Source organism: Actinokineospora globicatena (genome assembly GCF_024171945.1).
In the GTDB taxonomy this organism is placed as follows: Bacteria; Actinomycetota; Actinomycetes; order Mycobacteriales; family Pseudonocardiaceae; genus Actinokineospora; species Actinokineospora globicatena.
Map to the genome: position 1 here is coordinate 2,548,904 of NZ_JAMTCR010000002.1, position 18,586 is coordinate 2,567,489.

Genomic DNA, 18,586 nt, shown 5'->3' on the forward strand with positions numbered 1-18,586 from the left:
GGCGCCCGCCGTCGGCGGGCGCCCCAGGACGCGGGTCAGCAGATCAGCTGCACGTAGCGGTCTCGGGCAGCTTCGGGGTGTTGGGCGCGACCTTGCCCGCGGTGTCCTTCCACGCCTTCTCGTAGGCGCCGTCAGCGGCGGCGGCCTTGAGGGTGTCGTTGACGAACTGGCAGAACTTGGTGTCGCCCTTCTTGATGCCGATGCCGTAGGGCTCCTTGGTGAACGGCTTGCCCACCAGCTTGAAGTCGCCCTTCGACGCGTCGACCAGGCCGAGCAGGATCACGTTGTCGGTGGTCACGGCCTGCACCTGGCCGGTGCGCAGCGCGTCGGCGCACTTGGAGTACACGTCGAAGAGCACGATGTTCGACTGGTCGACGTACTCCTTGATCTTCTCGGCCGGGGTGGAGCCGGTGACCGAGCAGACCTTGGCGCCCGCGGCCTTGAGCGCCTCCGGGCCGTCGACGGTGGAGTCCTTCTTGACCATCAGGTCCTGGCCCGCCTCGTAGTACGGACCGGCGAAGGACACGCGCTCCTTGCGCTTGTCGTTGATCGTGTACGTCGCCACGACCAGGTCGACCTTGCCCTGCTCGATGTACTCCTCGCGGAACTTCGACTGGGACTCGACCCACTCGATCTTGTCCGCGCTGATCCCCAGCTTGGCGGCGACGAGCTTGGCGACCTCGACGTCGAACCCGGTCGGCTTGCCGTCGAGGCCCTTGAGGCCGAACAGCGGCTGGTCGAACTTGGTGCCGACGCGGATCTTGCCTGCCTGGCTCAGGGTGGCCATCGTGGTGCCCGCCTCGAACGAGGCCTTGGCGTCCACCGAGGGGTTGCCCGATCCCGAGTCGCTCGACCCGCCGCACGCGGCGAGCGAGAGGGCGAGGGCGGCGGTCACGGTACCGACCATGAGGCCCCGGAGTCGCATGTGTGCTCCTTCGTTTGTCGTCGGCCGCGATCCGGCCGTCTGTACTGCCTTCTCGGGAGAAAGGTCAGTGGGTGAGGATCTTGCCAAGGAAGTCCTTGGCCCGCCCGGACTTCGGCGCGGTGAAGAACTCCTGCGGCGTGCTGTCCTCGACGACCTCGCCGTCGGACATGAAGATCACCCGATGGGCGGCCTTGCGCGCGAAGCCCATCTCGTGCGTCACCACCAGCATGGTCATCCCGTCGGCGGCCAGCGCGCTCATCACGTCGAGCACCTCCTGGACCATCTCCGGGTCCAGCGCCGAGGTGGGCTCGTCGAACAGCATCACCTTGGGCCGCATGGCCAGCGCCCGCGCGATCGCGGCGCGCTGCTGCTGACCACCGGACAGTTGCGCCGGGTACTTGTCGGCCTGGTTGGCGATCCCGACCCGCTCGAGCAGTTCCAGCCCCGTCTTGCGGGCCTCGGCGACGGGCAGCTTGCGCACCCGGATCGGGGCGAGCGTGACGTTCTCCAGGATCGTCTTGTGCGCGAACAGGTTGAACGACTGGAAGACCATGCCGACCTCGGCGCGCAGCCTGGCCAGTTCCTTGCCCTCAGCGGGCAGCGGGCGGCCGTCGACCTCGATGAGCCCGGAATCGATCGGCTCCAACCGGTTGATGGCCCGGCACAGGGTCGACTTGCCCGATCCGGACGGACCGAGCACCACCACGACCTGGCCGCGCGGCACCTCCAGGGTGATCTTCTTGAGCACGTGCAGCGGACCGAAGAACTTGTCCACCGCGGCCATCCGGACCATCGGCCGGGCGGGGTTCGGTTCGGTCATGGCGTCCTCCGAGCGCTGGCGTACCGGGTTGCGTCAGTGGTCTGGGGATGGGCGTTGGCGGAAACCTACTCCGGCTCGCCCACCTCTCCCATGGGCCTTGAGCAACACTTAGGGTCTCAACTCTGTCACACATCCGCCTGGGGATCGTGGAGGTTCGCGGTGCGCGTGCTGCTCGTGGAGGACGACGACCGGGTCGCTGACGCGCTGACCCCCGCCCTGGTCCGGCGCGGCCTGGTGGTGCGCAGGCTGGCCTCGGGCGCCGGGGTGCTCGACCTGGTCGGCGAGGTCGACGTGGTGCTGCTCGACCTGGGCCTGCCGGACGTGGACGGGATCGTCCTGTGTCGACAGATCCGGGGCGCCAGCGACGTCGCCATCATCGTGGTGTCCGCGCGCGGGGAGGTCGACGACCGCATCCTCGGCCTGCGCGCGGGCGCGGACGACTACCTCGTCAAGCCCTACGACGTCGACGAACTCGTCGCGCGCGTGCACGCGGTGCGCAGGCGCCGCACCGATCGCGGCGGCGGCCCCAGCGGTGTCGTCGAGCTCGAGGGCGTCCGGGTCGACTTCGACCGCCACGAGGTCACTGTGGACAGTGCGACGGTTTCGTTGTCGCGCAAGGAGTTCCAGGTGTTCGCGCTGATCGTCGACGCCAAGGGCGCGGTGTGCGGGCGCGAGCAGATCCTGGCCGAGGTGTGGGGGCGCGCCGGTGCCGCGGAGAACCGCTCGCTCGACGTGCACGTGGCCACGCTGCGCACCAAGCTGGGGCGGCCCGCGCTGATCGAGACCGTTCGGGGGGTCGGGTACCGCTTGTCGGGTCAACCGGGCAGACTCGCCTGAGACGTACTCGGGGGGAGGCGCGATGCGGACTCGGTTGCTCGGCATGGTCTGGTTCCTCGTCGCGCTGCTGGTCTTCGGCCTCGGTGTGCCGCTCGCGCTGTCGGTCGCGGGCTCCGAGCAGCAGAAGCTGTTCCTGGACCGGCTCACCGACACCAACCGGTTCGCGTCCATGGCCCAGCGCCCGCTCACCGACGACAGCGCCGACTCGATGCGCGAGGAGCTGCAGCGCTACTTCGAGCTCTACGGCGTGGACGTGCTGATCGTCGACCAGGACAGCCGCCCGCAGGTCAGCTCCGGTCCCGCCGACGGCCCCGCGCCGGTCGAGCTGACGTCGGACGACGTGCGCCAGCAGGTGCAGCGCGCGCTGGCCGGTCGCCGCCCCGAGTCGGGCGCGTTGCTGCTGCCGTGGAACGACCGGCCGCTGGTGCTGGCCGGACCGGTGCTGGTCGACGGGGAGGTGCGCGGCGCGGTCATCACCGTGTCGCCGACCGGGGGCAGCCGCACCCGGGTGCTGTGGTGGTGGCTGCTGATCGCCGCGGGCGGGATCCTGTCGTTCGGGTTGGCGCTGGTGCTGGCGGTCCCGGTGATCCAGTGGATCCTGCGGCCGGTGCGGCGGCTGGACGAGGCGACCGGGTCGCTGGTCGCCGCCGTGGTCAGCGGGCGCGAGGCGGAACGGGTCGCCGACGAGCACGGACCGCCTGAACTGCGCAAACTCGTGCGGTCCTTCGACCAGATGGCCGCCAGCGTCGGTGACGCGCTCGCCGCGCAGCGCGCCTTCGTCGCCGACGCCTCCCACCAGCTGCGCAACCCGCTGACCGCGCTCAAGCTCCGCCTGGTCAACCTGGAGGGCCACGTCGACGCCGACGCCGACGACCACCGGGTGGCCGCCGCGGCCGAGGCGGACCGGCTCAACCGGATCCTGGACGAACTGCTGGCCATGGCCCGCGCCGAGAACACCGGTGGCGACCTGGTGCCGGTCGACGTCGACGCCGTGGTGGCCGAGCGGGTCGCCGACTGGCGGGTGGTCGCGGACTCGCGCGACATCGTGCTGGACGTCAACGGCACGGTAGGACCAACGCGGGCGATGGCACCGGCGCGCGGATTGGACGGGGTCCTGGACGCGCTGTTGGACAACGCGTTGAAGTTCACTGGCGCGGGTAGCTCTGTGCTGGTGTCGGTCGCGGTAGAGGGAAACGTCGTACTTGTCGGTGTGCGCGACCACGGACCTGGTTTGCGCGCGGACGAACTTGAGCGCGCGACCGACCGGTTCTGGCGCAGTGGGGCCCATCAGAACGTGCCCGGTTCAGGCCTGGGCCTCGCGATCGTCAGTCGCATCGTGGCCAGGGCAGCGGGAGATCTGCGGTTGGACCTACCTGACGGCGGCGGCTTGCGCGTCACGGTAGAGCTACCGGCGCAGCGTTAGATCTTTTCGCCCCGGTAGAAGCGCTCGGCTCCGGGATGCAGCTTGAGCGGGTCGGTCTCGATCGCCGACTGGAGGTCTATCGACAGCGCTGCCGGGGTCTGCTTGGCCAGCTCGGGCAGCGCCGCGAAGAACTCCCGGATCAACCCCTCGGCGAGGTCGTCGGACATCTGATCGGTGACGAGCAGGAAGTTCGGCACCGCCAGCGTGTTCACCGGCCTGCCCGCCAGGTGGTAGGTCGACGCGGGGATCGAGGCCGAGTTGTACACCGGGTACTGCTTGCGCAGCGCCGGGATGTCGTCGGCCAGGTCGAGCAACCGGATCGGCAGCACGTCGCCGAGCCCGGAGATGGCCTGCGTCGGTAACCCGCCGGACCAGAAGAACGCGTCGATCTCGCCGCGCTTGAGGGCGTCGACCGACGAGGCCAGGTCGAGCGAGCGCTGGGTCAGCATCCCGGGGGAGTCCAGGCCGGTCAGCGCCAGGACCCGCTTGGCGATGAACTCCACCCCGGAGTCCTTGGCGCCGATGCCCACCCGCAGACCGCGCAGGTCCGACAGCTGCTGGACGGGACCGTCGTCGCGCACCACCACGTGCAGGTAGTCGTCGTGGATGCGGGCCAGCGCGCGCGGCGACCGGGGCCCGGCGGTCGGCTTGGACGCCACGTCCGCGGCGCTGAAGGCGATGTCGACCTCGCCGGAGAGCAGCTTGTTGACGTTGTCCGGGGAGCCACCGGTGGCCAGCACCTCCAGCTGCTCGGTGCCCAGCCTGGCCTGCCACACACCCGCCATGTACTGCGAGATCGTGTTGTAGACCCCGGACTTGTTGCCCGCCGCGATCCGCAGCCGCACCGCGGGGAACTGCGTCTCGCACCCGGCCAGCAGCGCGAGCACGACCACGGCGAGGACCGCCGTCGTCCTGCGAGCCCCACCGCCGCGTGCCATTGCACGATCGTGCCAGAGGCCCCCGGGCGCGACGTGCCGTTCACCACGAAAGCGCGGCCCGCTCCGCCGGGAACCGGTCGGCGGGTGCTCGGGGCGCCAGCGGCCCGGCGTACCCTCGGACACCGAGATGAGCGCGCGAACCTACCAAGTCCGCACCTACGGGTGCCAGATGAACGTCCACGACTCCGAGCGGCTGTCCGGCCTGCTCGAGGACGCGGGCTACGTCGCCGCGCCCGAGGGCGCCCCGGCCGACGTCGTCGTGTTCAACACCTGCGCGGTGCGCGAGAACGCCGACAACAAGCTCTACGGCAACCTCGGCCACCTGGCGCCCGCGAAGACGGCCAACCCCGACATGCAGATCGCCGTCGGCGGCTGCCTGGCGCAAAAGGACCGCGGCGAGATCGTGCGCCGCGCGCCCTGGGTGGACGTGGTGTTCGGCACGCACAACATCGGCTCGCTGCCCACCCTGCTGGAGCGGGCCAGGCACAACCGCCAGGCCGAGGTCGAGATCCTCGAGTCGCTGGAGGTCTTCCCCTCCACGCTGCCCGCCCGCCGCGACTCCGCGCACTCGGGCTGGGTGTCGATCTCGGTCGGCTGCAACAACACCTGCACCTTCTGCATCGTGCCCGCGCTGCGCGGCAAGGAACGCGACCGGCGCCCCGGCGACGTGCTCGCCGAGGTGTCCGCGCTGGTCGCCGAGGGCGTGCTGGAGGTGACGCTGCTCGGGCAGAACGTCAACTCCTACGGCGTCGAGTTCGGCGACCGCTACGCCTTCGGCAAGCTGCTGCGCGCCTGCGGCGACATCGACGGCCTCGAACGGGTCCGGTTCACCTCCCCGCACCCGAAGGACTTCACCGACGACGTCATCGCCGCCATGGCCGAGACGCCCGTCGTGTGCCACCAGCTGCACATGCCGCTGCAGTCGGGCTCGGACCGGCTGCTGCGCGAGATGCGCCGCTCGTACCGGTCCGCGCGCTACCTGTCGATCATCGACAAGGTCCGCGCCGCCATGCCGGACGCGGCGATCACCACCGACATCATCGTCGGCTTCCCCGGCGAGACCGAGGCGGACTTCCAGGCGACGCTGGACGTGGTCGCCCAGTCCCGCTTCGCCAGCGCGTTCACCTTCCAGTACTCCAAGCGGCCGGGCACCCCGGCCGCGACGATGCCCGACCAGCTGCCCAAGGAGGTCGTGCGCGAGCGCTACGACCGGCTGGTGGCGCTGCAGAACGACATCGCCTGGCAGCTGAACAAGGAGCAGGTCGGCCGCACCGTCGAGGTCGTCGTCGCCACCGGCGAGGGCCGCAAGGACGCCGACACGCACCGGATGAGCGGCCGCGCCCGCGACAACCGCCTGGTCCACTTCAACCCCGGCGACAGCGCTATCCGCCCGGGTGACGTGGTCTCGACTGTCATCACCTATGCCGCCCCGCACCACCTAGTCGCTGACGGCACCCTCTTGTCCCACCGCCGCACGCGCGCGGGGGACAACCACGAGGCAGGCCTACGCCCCAAGACCAACGGCGTCACGTTGGGGCTACCCGGCTTCGGCACCCCCGCGCCGCTGCCCGCCGCCGACGGCTGCGCAACCCCGACCGGAGGCCGCGGATGACCACCGACGACCAAGACCTCGCGTCGCTGCGCGCCGAGATCGACGCGGTCGAGCGGTCAGCCACCGTGGACCTCGGCTTCCGCGCGGTCGTCCTCGCCATCGCGGTCTTCGTCCTGATCGTGGGCTACGTCCTGCCGTGGATGGGCTCCGCTGCGGGCTGGCAGGTCCTGCTCGCGGCGGGCGACGCAACCGGCAAGGCCGGGGCGGTTCCCCGGCTGTTCGCGGGCACCGCCCTCGCCTTCGGCATCCTCGCCTCGGCCCTGGCCCTCGCCCTCCGCCGCTGGACCCTCACCTGGATCGCTGCCCTCGGCGGCTGGTTCGCCGCCGTGGACGGTCTCCTGGCCATCTGGACCCGCCAGTCCACCGCGGGCCTCAACTCCCCGGGCCCCGGCCCCGGCTTGATCATCAGCGAGATCGCCATGGTCGTCCTAGCCGCCCTCTGGCTCAAAACCGCCTGGTCCCGCCCCCACCAGCCCCACTGACCCAGTCGCGTCCGCAGCCCTGCGCTCTAGAGGCCTGTGGAGTCCTTCATCTGCACCCGCCCGCCCCGGCGACGCCTCAAGAGCCATGTTGACCGCTAGCGCCCGCGCCCACGGCTAACGCCGACTTTCCGCGCTATCGCCTTCCCCACGGCTAGAGCCCTGCAACGCTCCTCTAGCCCCCACGCTCCGCTAGCCTCCACGGCTCCGCTTCGCGCGCGCACGCGGTCCCACCCCAGCCCGGCCCCCACCCTCTCCGGGGGGCGGCCCAGGTCCAGTCTACCGGGACCCCCCGACGGGTGATCTTGAAAGTGGGGGTGCGGTGATCCACATGTGGATAACTTCTGTCGCCCGGAAGAGGGGAGTTCTGGGGCGGGTAAAGGGGCAGCTAGCTGGGGAAAGTGGCTGGGGTGGGGTGCTCGGATGGGTGACCCGAGGGGGGAGGTGGCAAATGGCCCCCGGCTGGTGAGCCGGGGGCCATTGACGGGGTGGGACTAGCGGGACGCGACGGCCTGCTCGGCGGCGGCCAGCCACTCGCGCCACTGGGCGGCCTGGGCCTCGGCCTGCTCGGCGCGGCGCTTGTCGCCGGCGGCCCTGGCCTTGGCGGCCTGGGACTCGAACTGCTGGACCCGCTCGCGGAACTGGGCGGCCCTGGCCTCGGCCTCGGGGTCGGTGCGCCGCCACTGGGCGTCGGCGGCGGTGCGGACCTTCTCCTCCACGGCGCGCAGGCGGCCCTCGAGCTCGCGGATGCGCTCGCGCGGGACCTTGCCGATGACCTCCCAGCGCTCCTGCACCTTGTGCAGGGCGGCGCGGGCCGCGTCGACATCGGCCGTGGTGATCTTCTCGGCCTCGGCGAGCAGCTCTTCCTTCTTGCGGGCGTTGTCAGCGAACTCGGCGTCGCGCTCGTCGAACACGCTGGAGCGGCGGGCGAAGAACGCGTCCTGCGCGGCCCGGAACCGCTGCCACAGGGTGTCGTCGGCGTCCTTGGGCGCGCGCCCGGCCGCCTTCCACTCCAGCATCAGGTCCTTGTACCGGCCCGCGGTGGGACCCCAGTCGTCGGACTCGGCGAGCCGCTCGGCCTCCTCCACCAGTTCCTGCTTGCGGGACTTGGCGGTGGCGCGCTGGCGGTCGAGGTCGGCGAAGTGCGAGCCGCGCCTGCGGTTGAAGGTGTCGCGGGCCTTGGAGAAGCGCCGCCACAGCTGCTCGTCGGTCTTGCGGTCGACGCCCTTGATCGTCTTCCACTCGTCCAGGACGGCGCGCAGCCGGTCACCGGCCACCTTCCACTGGGTGGACTCCTCGGCGAGCCGCTCCGCCTCCTCCACCAGCTCCTGCTTGCGGGCCACGGACCCGGCCCTGGCCTCCTCGCGGGCGTGCTTGGCGGCTTCCACCGCGACCGAGGCGTTGGCCAGCACGAAGTCGATCCTGGCGGCCAGCGCGGCGAGGTCGCCGACGACGTGCGCCTCGGCCAGGCCGTCCTTGATGTGCTTGGCGTTGGTCGCCGCCTGCTTCGGGTCGCCGGACCCGGACACCAACCGGGTCGCCAGCAGCTCGACCTCGGTGCGGATGTCGTCGAACCGGCGGGCGAAGTGCGCGAGGCCCTCCGCGGGCTCACCGGCCTGCCACGACCCGACCGCGCGCTCACCGTCGGCCGTGCGCACGTAGACCGTGCCGTCGGCGTCGACGCGACCCCACTTGCCCGGGTCCGACGCCGCGGTCGGCACCTGCGGTCCGCCTTCCACCGACGGCGCGGCCGGGGCGGGGGCGCGGGTCACCGCTACCTGGCTGGGGGCCGGGACGTCGACGGGGGTCACGTCCGCGACGGGCTCGTCCGTGCTCGCCTGCTCCGCGGCGGTCTCAGCCGCCGCGTCGCTCGGGGCCGCCGCGTCGGGCGTCGTCTCCGCGGGGGTTGACTCGACCGGTGCCGTCTCGGGCGCTGCCGTGTCGACGGGGGTGGTCTCGGGTGCCGCGTCCGCGGTCTCGACCGGTGCTTCCTGGGCGGGCGGTGCCTCGACCGGGGCCGCCCCAGCGGGTGTCGGCTCGGTGGCTGACGGTGCCTCGACCGGCGCGGCCACCACGGCCTGGTCCGGCTCGCCGCCGCTGTCCTGCTCCGCCACTGCCCCGGCGCCGTGGTCCTTGTCCGTCATGGCCGACTCCTCCTGCCTGCGTGCCCGCGTGAGCGGGCGCCCCGCTCACGCGGGGCCCAGCACTGTGCGAACGGCCCTCGGGCCGTGCGGCTTGCTCCTACCCGCGCGCATTCAAACAGGTCAAGAGGCGCCTGGGTACTCCGGAGGGCCGCAATGGTCATCATGGTGCCGCAAAAGGTGCTGTCCGTGGGCCGTCGGCGCCAACTTTGTTCGACGGACAGTAACCTCGGGCCCGTGATCCGCCGAGTCGCCGTGGTGCCGCACCCGCCCCTGATCGTGCCGGAACTGACCGGTGGGGGCGACCGGGACGCTGACGCCGTGCGCGCCGACTGCCTCGCGGTCGCCGCGTCGCTCGCCGACCTGCCCCGCTGGGTGGCGGTGGGCGCGGGGGACCGGCCTGGTCGGTACAGGCCCGACGTCGCCGGGACCTTCCGCGGGTTCGGAGTGGACGTTCGGGTGGGACTGGGTGCCAAGGCGGACCTGACCTTCGCCGATCCCGGGTTGCCGCTGCCCGCGCTGGTCGCCGGGTGGCTGCGGGCCCAGGTCGGCGGACCTGACGTCACCGTCCACGTCGTCGCGGCAGACCTGTCGCCGTCCGAGTGCGCCGATGAGGGAGCGCGGATCGCCGAGGAGTTGGCCGGGCCGGACCCGGTGGGGCTGCTGGTACTCGGGGACGGCTCGCACCGCCACGGGGAACGCTCGGTCGGTAGGCCAGACGAGCGATCCTCGGCTTTCGACGAAGAGGTCGCGCGCGCCTTCGCCGCTGTCGACCTCGACGCACTCGCTCAGTTGGATCCGACGGTCGCCGCGGAACTGGGCGCGGTCGGCCGGGCACCGTGGCAGGTGCTCGCGAGCGCGGCGCGCGCCGGACGTCCTTGGCGGCCGGTCGAAGCCCGCGTCTCCACCCCGCTCGGGGTGGCCTACCACTACGCGGTGTGGGAGACGGCGTGAGCCGCGCGGTCGCCGTCGTCGGTCCGACCGCGACGGGCAAGTCCGACCTCGGCGTCGCCATCGCCGAACGCCTCGGCGGCGAGGTGATCAACGCCGACGCCATGCAGCTGTACCTGGGCATGGACATCGGCACCGCCAAGATCACCCCCGCCGAGCGCCGGGGCGTCCCGCACCACCTGCTCGACGTCCTCACCGTGACCGAGACGGCGTCCGTCGCGGCCTACCAACGGCACGCCAGGTCCGTGGTGGAGGACGTGCTGGCCCGGGGCCGGGTCCCGGTCCTCGTCGGCGGTTCCGGCCTGTACGTCCAGGCTGTCGTGGACGAACTGGAGTTCCCGGGCACCGACCCGGCGGTCCGCGCCCGCCTGGAAGCGGAACTCGCCACCGTCGGCCCCGCGCCACTGCACGCCAGACTCGCCGCGCAGGACCCGCTGGCCGCGGAGTCAGTCCTACCGAGCAACGGCCGACGCATCGTCCGCGCCCTAGAGGTCATCGAGCTGACCGGTAGGCCGTTTTCCGCCACCATGCCCAAACCGGGCCCCGCCCGCTACGACATGGTCATGATCGGCCTCGACCGCGACCCCGCCGACCTCGACGCCCGCGTGGACCTCAGGGTGGACCGGATGTTCGCCGCCGGCTTGGTCGACGAGGTCCGCACCCTGGAGACCCAGGGCCTGCGCGAGGGCAGGACAGCAGCCAGAGCCCTCGGCTACCAGCAGGTCCTCGCCGCCCTCGCCGCCACAGCCCTCGACGCCGCGGCCAGTGTCACCGCAGCCCGTGCCGCCGTGGCCTCGGTTGCCTCAGCCCCTGGCGCCGTAGCCCAAGGCGCCGTAACGCCTGCCGCCGTGGCCCAGGACGCCGCGGACCCTGATGCCCTGGTCTCTGGTGCTGCGGACCGTGACAAAGCTCGGGTCCGCGACGATGGTCGGGTCCGCGACGGTGCTCGGGACCGCGATGAGGCTTGGGATCGCGACGGCACTGTGGACCGCGACGCTGTGCGGCCGAGCGCCGTCGCGGACTTCACCGAGGCCGCCACCGAGACCGCCCGCGCCACCCGCCGGTTCGTCCGCCGCCAACGCTCCTGGTTCCGCCGCGACCGCCGCATCACCTGGCTCGACGCCGCTCGCCCGGACCTGCTCGACGCGGCCCTGACCCTCACTGGCCGGTAATCCGGACATTGCCACAGTGGGCGTTGTCGTGGGGGCGTTGCCACCGTTGTTCGACACCAGCCGGATCGGTTGAGGCGCGGGCCAGTGCGATGTGGCGCGGCACCCGGGAATGTTCAGTTGTGGGTTTGGGGGATTGTCGGTCTCCCTTCGTAGATCGGATTCGTCGTGGTGGAGGTGGGGCGGTGGTGTTGGGGGCGCGGACGTACTGTGGTGGGGTGGCGATCGCGTTTGTTAAGGGGCATGGCACGGAGAACGACTTCGTGGTGTTGCCGGACCCGGATGGTGACCTCGAACTGACGGAGGGGCGCGTCCGGGCGTTGTGCGACCGACAGCGCGGGCTGGGGGCCGACGGTGTGCTGCGGGTGGTCCGGGCCAAGGCGCTCGCCGACGCCCCTGCGGGGATCGACGGTGATGCCTGGTTCATGGACTACCGCAACGCCGACGGGTCGGTGGCGGAGATGTGCGGCAACGGCGTTCGGGTGTTCGCCCGGTACCTGCGGGACGCTGGACTGGTCGACGGACCCGAGGTCCAGGTCTGGTCCCGAGCGGGCGTGCGGCCCGCCACCGTCCACACCGACGGCACGGTGACCGTCGACATGGGCCCAGCCCGCGTGCTCGGCCAGTCGACCACCACGGTCAACGAGATCACCCACACCGGCCTCGGGGTCGATGTCGGCAATCCGCACCTGGTCAGCGTGGTCGACTCGGTCGCTGCCCTGGACCTGAGCACCCAGCCCGGGTTCGACCGGGACTTCTTCCCCCGCGGGGTGAACCTCGAGTTCATCGAGGTCCTCGGCCCCACCGAGATCCGGATGCGGGTGCACGAGCGCGGCGTCGGGGAGACCCGCTCGTGCGGCACCGGCACCGTCGCCGCGGCGGTCGCCGCGTTGGCGGTCAGGTACCTGACCACCGGTGCCGTCACCGTGCACATCCCGGGCGGGACGGTGGAGATCACCGTCGCCGAGGACACCTGCACCCTCACCGGCCCGGCCGAGTTCGTCGCCGAGGGCACGCTCACCGAGTCCTGGTGGAACACCTACGCCTGATCCGCTGCCCGCTCCTCACCTCCTTCGGTCATCTCTCGCTGGTCCGTGCCCTCGGGATTCGAGGACACGGTGATCTCTCCTGCGGTCCGCAACGGCGAGCAGACCACCCACAAGCACGCCGCGAACGGCCCGATAACGGCGATCCACAGCGTCGGGTGGATCCCGATCGCCGTGCCCAACGCGCCCCCAGCCAGCGCACCCAGCGGCTGGGTGCCCCAGACCAGGAACCGGATGCTGGCGTTCATCCGGCCCAGCAGGTGGTCCGGGCAGATCGCCTGCCGGTAGCTGACCTGGGCGACGTTGTAGACCACGATCGACGAGCCGAGCACGACCTGGCCCACCACCAGCAGGCCGAGCCGCCAGTCCGGGCCCGCCAACGGGATCAGCAACCCGAACGCCGAACCGATCACCGGGACCAGCCAGATCGCCCTGGCGTGCCCGAGCACCCGGATCACCCGCGCGGACAGCGCCGCCCCGGCGATCCCACCGAGACCGACGAAACCGAGCACCACGCCGACCGCCGCCTCGCTCAGGCCCACGACGCGGACCATGAACAGGATCGAGACCGCGCCCTGGACGCCGAAGAACAGGTTCCACGAGGCCGTGCAGCCCGTGATCGCCCGCAGCCGCCGGTCCGACACCACGAACCGCAGCCCCTCGGCCACCTCCGCGCGCAGGTTCCGATCGGGTAATCGCCGCGGCATGGGCTCCTGCATGGGTATCCGCGACAGGCACAGCGCTGAGGCGAGGTACCCGAGACCGGTGCTCGCCAAGGTGGACGCCGCGCCGATCAGCGTGGTCAACCCGCCACCGAGGGCGGGACCCGCGAAGATGGCCACGGACTGGCTCGCCTGGAGCTTCGCGTTCCCCTCCATCAGGTGCTCCCGCCCCACCAGCGCGGGCAGGTACGACTGGTAGGCCACGTCGAAGAACACCGTGCACGTGCCCACCAGCAGCGCCACGACCACCAGTTGGGTGAACGTGAGCACCCCGGCCCAGCCCGCCACCGGGATGCTGAGCAGCAGCACGGTCCTGACCAGGTCCATCCTGATCATCAGCGGCCTGCGCCTGACCCGGTCCACCCAGGCCCCGGCCGGGAGACCGATGAGCAGGAACGCCGCCGTCTCCGCCGCGACCAGCACACCCATCTGGCCCGGGGTCGCGTTCAGGGCGCCCACGGCGAGCAGCGGCAGCACCACCGAGGCGATGGCCGTGCCGAACTGGGCGATCGTGTCGCCCGCCCACAGCAGCCGGAATCCGCCGTGGTGGCGGAGGGACGAGGTCATGGTTCGAGGATGCCGCGAGTGATTGGAAACTGTCAATCACTCTGGCCTCAGCCGGTAGGGTGAAGCTGTGAGTGATGACCCGCGACCACCTCGGCGCGCCGCCAGCCCGGTCGAGCTGGAGGCCCTCGGCTCGGCCGTCCGGCTGCGGATCATCCGGCTGACCTACCAGCGCCCGCTGACCAACAAGGAGATCGCCGAGCGGCTCGGCAAGGACCCGGCCACCACGCTGCACCACGTCCGCAAGCTGGTCGCGGCGGGTTTCCTGGAGCCGCAGCCCGCCAGGCGGGGCAACCGGGGCGCCAAGGAGATCCCGTACCTGTCGACCGGCCTGTCCTGGCACCTGCGCTACGACAACGACGACCGCGTCGACGTCACCGAGGCGATGCTGCAGGCCTACCTCGCCGAGGTCGCGAGCACCAACCTGGGTGAACTCCACCAGGCCAGGCTGGTCGTGCAGGTCGACGACGAGAGCAAGTCGGAGTTCATGCTGCGCCTCGGCGCCCTGCTCGACGAGTACCAGAACCGGCCGCCGAAACCGGGGGCCGAGCGCACCGCCATCTACGTCGCGTGGTACCCGGGGGAATAAGTGGGTCGAATCCGCTGCTGGACCGTGCGACGATAGGGACATCGCGACACCGGAGGGGTGCCGTATTTCGCATCAGAACGAAGGATGGGTTCACCAGGTGACAGAGGAAAGCACTCAGCACGGATTCGACGGCGCGTTGTCCGACCCGGCTGACCTCTCCCTGGGCGAACTCGAACTCGAGGAGCGGTCGTCGCTGCGGCGGGTCGCCGGGCTCTCGACCGAACTGCAGGACATCACCGAGGTCGAGTACCGCCAGCTGCGCCTGGAGCGCGTCGTGCTGGTCGGGGTCTGGACCGAGGGCAGCGCACTGGAGTCGGACGCCTCGCTCGCCGAGCTGGCCCGGCTGGCCGAGACCGCGGGTTCCGAGGTCCTGGAGGGCCTCGTGCAGCGCCGCGACCGGCCGGACCCGGCGACGTACGTGGGCTCGGGCAAGGTCCTAGAGCTCGCGGAGGTCGTTCGCGCTACCGGCGCCGACACCGTTATCTGCGACGGTGAGCTCTCCCCGTCGCAGCTGCAGCAACTGGAGTCCCGGCTCAAGGTCAAGGTCATCGACCGCACCGCCCTGATCCTGGACATCTTCGCCCAGCACGCCCGGTCGCGGGAGGGCAAGTCCCAGGTCGAGCTGGCGCAGCTGCAGTACCTGCTGCCGCGCCTGCGCGGCTGGGGCCAGACGCTGTCGCGGCAGGCCGGTGGTAGAGCCGGTGGCGCCAACGGCGGCGTGGGCCTGCGCGGTCCCGGTGAGACGAAGCTGGAGACCGACCGCAGGCGCATCCGGGCCAAGATCTCCAAGCTGCGCAAGGAGATCACCGCGATGGCCACGGTCCGCGACACCAAGCGCGGCCAGCGCACCGCCAACGAGATCCCCAGCGTCGCCATCGCCGGGTACACCAACGCGGGCAAGTCCAGCCTGCTCAACGCCCTCACCGGGGCGGGGGTGCTGGTGGAGGACGCGCTGTTCGCCACCCTGGACGCCACGACCAGGCGCACGCAGACCCCCGAGGGGCACACGTACACGCTGACCGACACGGTCGGCTTCGTCCGGCACCTGCCGCACCAGCTGGTGGAGGCGTTCCGCTCGACGCTGGACGAGGTGGCCGACGCCGACCTCGTGCTGCACGTGGTCGACGGGGCGGACCCGATGCCGGAGTGGCAGGTCAACGCGGTGCGCGAGGTGCTGCACGAGATCGGCGACCGGCGCGGGCGGGCGATGCCGCCGGAGCTGGTCGTGGTCAACAAGGTCGACGCCACCACGGAGTTCGGCCTGGCCAGGCTGCGGCACCTGCTGCCCGGCGCGGTGTTCGTCTCCGCGCACGCCGGGACCGGCATCGACGAGCTGCGCGAGCGGGTCGCCGAGCTGCTGCCCCGGCCGGAGCAGGAGATCGACGTCCTCGTGCCGTACTCGCGGGGCGAGCTCGTGGCGCGGGTGCACCGGGAGGGCGAGATCCTCTCCGAGGAGCACACCGGTCAGGGGACCCAGCTGCGCGCCAAGGTCAAGCCAGACTTGGCGGGCGTGCTGGAGACCTACGCGCGCACCACGGTCTGACATAGGGCCACCGGTCTGACATAGCGCTACCGAGGACCCCCGGGGAGACAGTCGTCTCACCGGGGGTCCTTCGTGTGAACGTGGCCCCTCCCACGCGCGTCTGCGCCTCTATAGCCGTGACGCGGCTACGGTGGGTGGTGAAACAGGGGAGGTGGCTGGGTGCGGGCGTTGGCGACCGCGGCACTGGTCGTGTGGTTGGGCGTGATAGGGGCAACGGGGGCGTCAGCGCAACCACAGGCACCCACGGACGCTTGCGTTCAGTCCGACAAGAGGCTCGGCGAGCTGTCGGGGTTAGCGACCGACGGTGAACGCTGGTACGCCATCAACGACGGCGGCACCAAGTCGACCGTGTTCGTACTGGGGCACGACTGCAAGGTCCAGAAAGTCATCAGCGGCCCTACCGACCCGTTCGACGTCGAGGACCTGGCCCGCGCGGCCGACGGCACCTTCTGGCTAGCGGACACCGGTGACAACGAGAAGAAGCGCGAGACAGTGGCGCTGATTGCGCTAACTCCCGCCGGTAAGACCACCTTGTACCGTCTGACCTATCCGGACGGTCCACATGACACCGAAGCGTTGCTGCTCGACAAGAGCGGCACACCGTATCTGGTGACCAAGAGCCCATTCGGGGTCTCCGAGGTGTACCGGCCGAAGGGGAAGCTCGCGGCCCCCGGCCCAACTCCACTCGAAAGAGTGGGAGAAGTGCAGATCAGCAGCACTGACACCAAGGGCGGACCGGTCAACCCGGCGATCGGCTCGATGGTCGTGACCGGTGGGTCTGTCAGCTCCGACGGCACGATCGTGGTGCTGCGCACCTACACCGACGCTTACCTCTACCCGGCCCCCGACGGCGACATCATGGCGGCGCTCAAGCGCAAACCCGCGCGGGTACCGCTACCCGACGAGGAGCAGGGCGAGGCGATCGCCCTCGAGCCGGACGGGACGCTGGTGTCCGGCTCCGAGGGCGTGGGTTCACCCATCCGCGTGGTCAAGGGCGCGGCGGCCCTGCTCACGACCGAGGCGGCGCCGCCCAGCGGCACCGACGCCGCCACCCCCACCGCGACCGGGAAACCGGCCGAGGGGAACGGCATGTCGACGGTGCCCGCGCTGGGCATCGCGGCGGTCGCGATCGGTGGCACCCTGCTGGTCATGCACCGCAGGGCGGCCAGGAAGTCCTAGTCGACGCGGGGAGTCCGACGCGGGAATGGCCTGGTCAGAGCCTGCGCAGCACCGCGACGACCTTGCCGAGGATGGTCGCCTCGTCGCCGGGGATCGGCTCGTAGGCGTCGTTGTGCGGCAGCAGCCACACGTGCCCGTCGCGGCGCTTGAAGGTCTTGACGGTGGCCTCGCCGTCGATCATCGCGGCCACGATGTCGCCGTTGTCGGCGGTCGGCTGCTGGCGCACCACGACCCAGTCGTCGTCGGCGATCGCGGCGTTGATCATCGAGTCGCCCGCGACCTTGAGCATGAACAGCGCGCCCTCGCCGACGATCTCCTTCGGCAGCGGGAACACGTCCTCGACGGCCTGCTCGGCCAGGATCGGCCCACCGGCGGCGATCCGGCCGACCACCGGCACGTACGTCGGCGTCGGGCCCGCCTCGGACTGCTCGATCAGCACCGGGCTGACCTGCTCGCCGCGCAGCTGCGCGGTGGAGGCGTCCGCCGAGAGCACGCCGATCGCGCGCGGCCGGTTCGGGTCGCGGCGCAGGTAGCCCTTCTCCTCGAGCGCGCGCAGCTGGTAGGCCACCGACGAGGTCGAGGTCAGCCCGACGGCCTCGCCGATCTCCCGGACGCTGGGCGGGTAGCCGTTGCGCTGGACCCAGGACCGGATCACCTCGAGCACCTGGCGCTGGCGCTGCGGCAGGTCGACCGCGTCGACCCTGGTTGCGGGCTCCGGGAAGCTGCGCACGTTGTCCGGCGCGGGCTTCCGCTTCTGCGTCCCCGCTGGCTTGCGACCACTCGTGCCTGACACTGCGCTGCCTCCCTGCGGCCGCCGCCGGTGAACCCGGCGCGACCGGCGAAATCGTCCTCGTCCTGACCCTGGAGCCGACTTCGATCTTCTCCGACCTCGACGGTAGCCCGCCGACCTGCGCAGATCAAACACCTGTTCGAGCGACACGCCGGGCGGGTCTCGATTTTGTCGGTGCCAGGTGGTAGACACTCGCACGGGCGTTCGATCGAACGGTAGTTCGAACGCGGGTTCGGCGGGAGGTAGCGATGGCGGCGCTGGCGACATCGACGACGGTGGAGCGCGAGACCGGGTCCGGGGCGGATACGCCCAGGTTGACCCTGGTGCACGGCATGCCGGTGCGGGTGCCCGCACCCGGCAGGACCGTGGGCAAGGGCAGGCTCCGGCCACCGACGCGACGGCGGATAGTGGGCGCGCCGCACGTGGTCGCCGCACCCGACTGCGGTCCACGACGCGCCCCGCTGCCGCTGCTCGCCATGCTGGGTCTCGGCGCGCTCGTCGCCGCCCTCGTCTACGGCGTGGGCGCGCTGGCCAACTCGGTCGCGACCGAGTCGCAGGTCCCGTCGACGACCGCCGTCGTCCGCGTCGCCGCCGGTGAGTCACTGTCCGATGTGGCCGCCAGGACCGCCCCCGACAGCGACACCGCCGCCGTGGTCGAGCGCATCCGCGAGCTCAACGGGCTCGACGACGCCACCGTCCGACCCGGACAGCCGCTCACCGTTCCCGTCTCCCGCTGACCGCCGCCGCCCCGTGCGTGCGGTGACCCGCACGTGTTCATGATCACTCGGTCGGGTGAGATCCGCCCCGAGCCGCGGATGTCCGACCCCCGCCGCTGAGGACCACCGGCCGGGGTGACCC

At 71.3% G+C, this 18,586-nt stretch carries 17 protein-coding genes; 11 read left to right on the forward strand and 6 right to left on the reverse strand.

Translation table 11 applies throughout. The features are described 5' to 3' along the window. Positions 1 to 43: 43 nt before the first annotated feature. Together LV79_RS11530 and LV79_RS11535 are read right to left on the reverse strand one after the other, a co-directional pair. On the reverse strand, positions 44 to 925 hold the full coding sequence (locus LV79_RS11530) for a glutamate ABC transporter substrate-binding protein (protein ID WP_253834899.1): 882 nt from the start codon (positions 923 to 925) through the stop codon (positions 44 to 46). A gap of 64 nt (positions 926 to 989) precedes the next feature. Beyond that, positions 990 to 1,718: an amino acid ABC transporter ATP-binding protein gene (locus tag LV79_RS11535; RefSeq protein ID WP_253836000.1), complete on the reverse strand. Its 729-nt coding sequence runs from the start codon at positions 1,716 to 1,718 to the stop codon at positions 990 to 992. A 186-nt stretch (positions 1,719 to 1,904) separates the two neighbouring features. Here LV79_RS11535 and LV79_RS11540 point away from each other — a divergent pair, with 186 nt between their 5' ends. Continuing rightward, positions 1,905 to 2,582, forward strand: coding sequence for a response regulator transcription factor (locus LV79_RS11540; protein ID WP_253834901.1), 678 nt, complete (start codon positions 1,905 to 1,907; stop codon positions 2,580 to 2,582). Between the two features lie 22 nt (positions 2,583 to 2,604). Then, on the forward strand, positions 2,605 to 4,005 hold the full coding sequence (locus tag LV79_RS11545) for a sensor histidine kinase (protein WP_253834902.1): 1,401 nt from the start codon (positions 2,605 to 2,607) through the stop codon (positions 4,003 to 4,005). On the opposite strand, the gene LV79_RS11550 is transcribed toward LV79_RS11545, so the two are convergent. Next, positions 4,002 to 4,943, reverse strand: coding sequence for a TAXI family TRAP transporter solute-binding subunit (locus LV79_RS11550; RefSeq protein ID WP_253834903.1), 942 nt, complete (start codon positions 4,941 to 4,943; stop codon positions 4,002 to 4,004). The genes LV79_RS11545 and LV79_RS11550 overlap by 4 nt on opposite strands. Positions 4,944 to 5,070: 127 nt before the next feature. Here LV79_RS11550 and miaB point away from each other — a divergent pair, with 127 nt between their 5' ends. Together miaB and LV79_RS11560 are read left to right on the forward strand one after the other, a co-directional pair. After that, a complete protein-coding gene (miaB, locus tag LV79_RS11555; RefSeq protein ID WP_253834904.1) occupies positions 5,071 to 6,555 on the forward strand; it encodes a tRNA (N6-isopentenyl adenosine(37)-C2)-methylthiotransferase MiaB in 1,485 nt (494 codons plus the stop codon). Continuing rightward, positions 6,552 to 7,037 carry an Rv2732c family membrane protein gene (locus LV79_RS11560; RefSeq protein ID WP_253834906.1) on the forward strand — a complete coding sequence of 162 codons (486 nt, stop codon included), beginning with the start codon at positions 6,552 to 6,554 and terminating at the stop codon, positions 7,035 to 7,037. Before miaB ends, LV79_RS11560 begins: the two co-directional genes overlap by 4 nt. A gap of 491 nt (positions 7,038 to 7,528) precedes the next feature. On the opposite strand, the gene LV79_RS11565 is transcribed toward LV79_RS11560, so the two are convergent. Next, entirely contained in the window at positions 7,529 to 9,178 is a 1,650-nt protein-coding gene (locus LV79_RS11565; protein WP_301320437.1) for a DUF349 domain-containing protein, read from the reverse strand. 234 nt (positions 9,179 to 9,412) lie between these two features. Here LV79_RS11565 and LV79_RS11570 point away from each other — a divergent pair, with 234 nt between their 5' ends. The 3 genes from LV79_RS11570 to dapF all read left to right on the forward strand — a co-directional run bounded on the left by LV79_RS11570 (position 9,413) and on the right by dapF (position 12,344). After that, complete coding sequence (locus LV79_RS11570) at positions 9,413 to 10,129, forward strand: class III extradiol ring-cleavage dioxygenase family protein (RefSeq protein ID WP_253834908.1); 717 nt, start codon at positions 9,413 to 9,415, stop codon at positions 10,127 to 10,129. Then, positions 10,126 to 11,298: a tRNA (adenosine(37)-N6)-dimethylallyltransferase MiaA gene (miaA, locus tag LV79_RS11575; RefSeq protein WP_253834910.1), complete on the forward strand. Its 1,173-nt coding sequence runs from the start codon at positions 10,126 to 10,128 to the stop codon at positions 11,296 to 11,298. The genes LV79_RS11570 and miaA overlap by 4 nt, the downstream gene beginning before the upstream one ends. Before the next feature lie 215 nt (positions 11,299 to 11,513). Continuing rightward, on the forward strand, positions 11,514 to 12,344 hold the full coding sequence (gene dapF / locus LV79_RS11580) for a diaminopimelate epimerase (RefSeq protein ID WP_253834912.1): 831 nt from the start codon (positions 11,514 to 11,516) through the stop codon (positions 12,342 to 12,344). Here the strand turns inward: dapF and LV79_RS11585 are convergent. Next, positions 12,335 to 13,630: an MFS transporter gene (locus LV79_RS11585; protein ID WP_253834914.1), complete on the reverse strand. Its 1,296-nt coding sequence runs from the start codon at positions 13,628 to 13,630 to the stop codon at positions 12,335 to 12,337. The two genes, dapF and LV79_RS11585, sit on opposite strands and share 10 nt — an antisense overlap. 115 nt (positions 13,631 to 13,745) lie before the next feature. Here LV79_RS11585 and LV79_RS11590 point away from each other — a divergent pair, with 115 nt between their 5' ends. From LV79_RS11590 to LV79_RS11600, 3 genes are all read left to right on the forward strand, one after another. Then, positions 13,746 to 14,216, forward strand: coding sequence for an ArsR/SmtB family transcription factor (locus tag LV79_RS11590; protein WP_253836005.1), 471 nt, complete (start codon positions 13,746 to 13,748; stop codon positions 14,214 to 14,216). Positions 14,217 to 14,313: 97 nt separating this feature from the next. Continuing rightward, positions 14,314 to 15,759 carry a GTPase HflX gene (gene hflX, locus LV79_RS11595; RefSeq protein WP_372495308.1) on the forward strand — a complete coding sequence of 482 codons (1,446 nt, stop codon included), beginning with the start codon at positions 14,314 to 14,316 and terminating at the stop codon, positions 15,757 to 15,759. Positions 15,760 to 15,918: 159 nt separating this feature from the next. Beyond that, a complete protein-coding gene (locus LV79_RS11600; protein ID WP_372495309.1) occupies positions 15,919 to 16,938 on the forward strand; it encodes an SdiA-regulated/phytase-like domain-containing protein in 1,020 nt (339 codons plus the stop codon). 34 nt (positions 16,939 to 16,972) lie between these two features. Here the strand turns inward: LV79_RS11600 and lexA are convergent, their stop codons facing one another. Then, entirely contained in the window at positions 16,973 to 17,668 is a 696-nt protein-coding gene (gene lexA, locus LV79_RS11605; protein WP_253836011.1) for a transcriptional repressor LexA, read from the reverse strand. Positions 17,669 to 17,976: 308 nt separating this feature from the next. Here lexA and LV79_RS11610 point away from each other — a divergent pair, with 308 nt between their 5' ends. Beyond that, a complete protein-coding gene (locus tag LV79_RS11610; RefSeq protein ID WP_253834916.1) occupies positions 17,977 to 18,465 on the forward strand; it encodes a LysM peptidoglycan-binding domain-containing protein in 489 nt (162 codons plus the stop codon). Positions 18,466 to 18,586: the final 121 nt, after the last annotated feature.

Excerpts from the sequence above, each read along its gene's own strand:
- LV79_RS11565 (WP_301320437.1), bottom strand. The coding sequence starts at position 9,178 with ATGACGGACAAGGACCACGGCGCCGGGGCAGTGGCGGAGCAGGACAGC.
- LV79_RS11550 (WP_253834903.1), bottom strand. The coding sequence starts at position 4,943 with ATGGCACGCGGCGGTGGGGCTCGCAGGACGACGGCGGTCCTCGCCGTG.
- miaB (WP_253834904.1), top strand. The coding sequence starts at position 5,071 with ATGAGCGCGCGAACCTACCAAGTCCGCACCTACGGGTGCCAGATGAAC.
- LV79_RS11585 (WP_253834914.1), bottom strand. The coding sequence starts at position 13,630 with ATGACCTCGTCCCTCCGCCACCACGGCGGATTCCGGCTGCTGTGGGCG.
- LV79_RS11560 (WP_253834906.1), top strand. The coding sequence starts at position 6,552 with ATGACCACCGACGACCAAGACCTCGCGTCGCTGCGCGCCGAGATCGAC.
- LV79_RS11545 (WP_253834902.1), top strand. The coding sequence starts at position 2,605 with ATGCGGACTCGGTTGCTCGGCATGGTCTGGTTCCTCGTCGCGCTGCTG.
- LV79_RS11610 (WP_253834916.1), top strand. The coding sequence starts at position 17,977 with ATGGCGGCGCTGGCGACATCGACGACGGTGGAGCGCGAGACCGGGTCC.
- LV79_RS11530 (WP_253834899.1), bottom strand. The coding sequence starts at position 925 with ATGCGACTCCGGGGCCTCATGGTCGGTACCGTGACCGCCGCCCTCGCC.
- LV79_RS11535 (WP_253836000.1), bottom strand. The coding sequence starts at position 1,718 with ATGGTCCGGATGGCCGCGGTGGACAAGTTCTTCGGTCCGCTGCACGTG.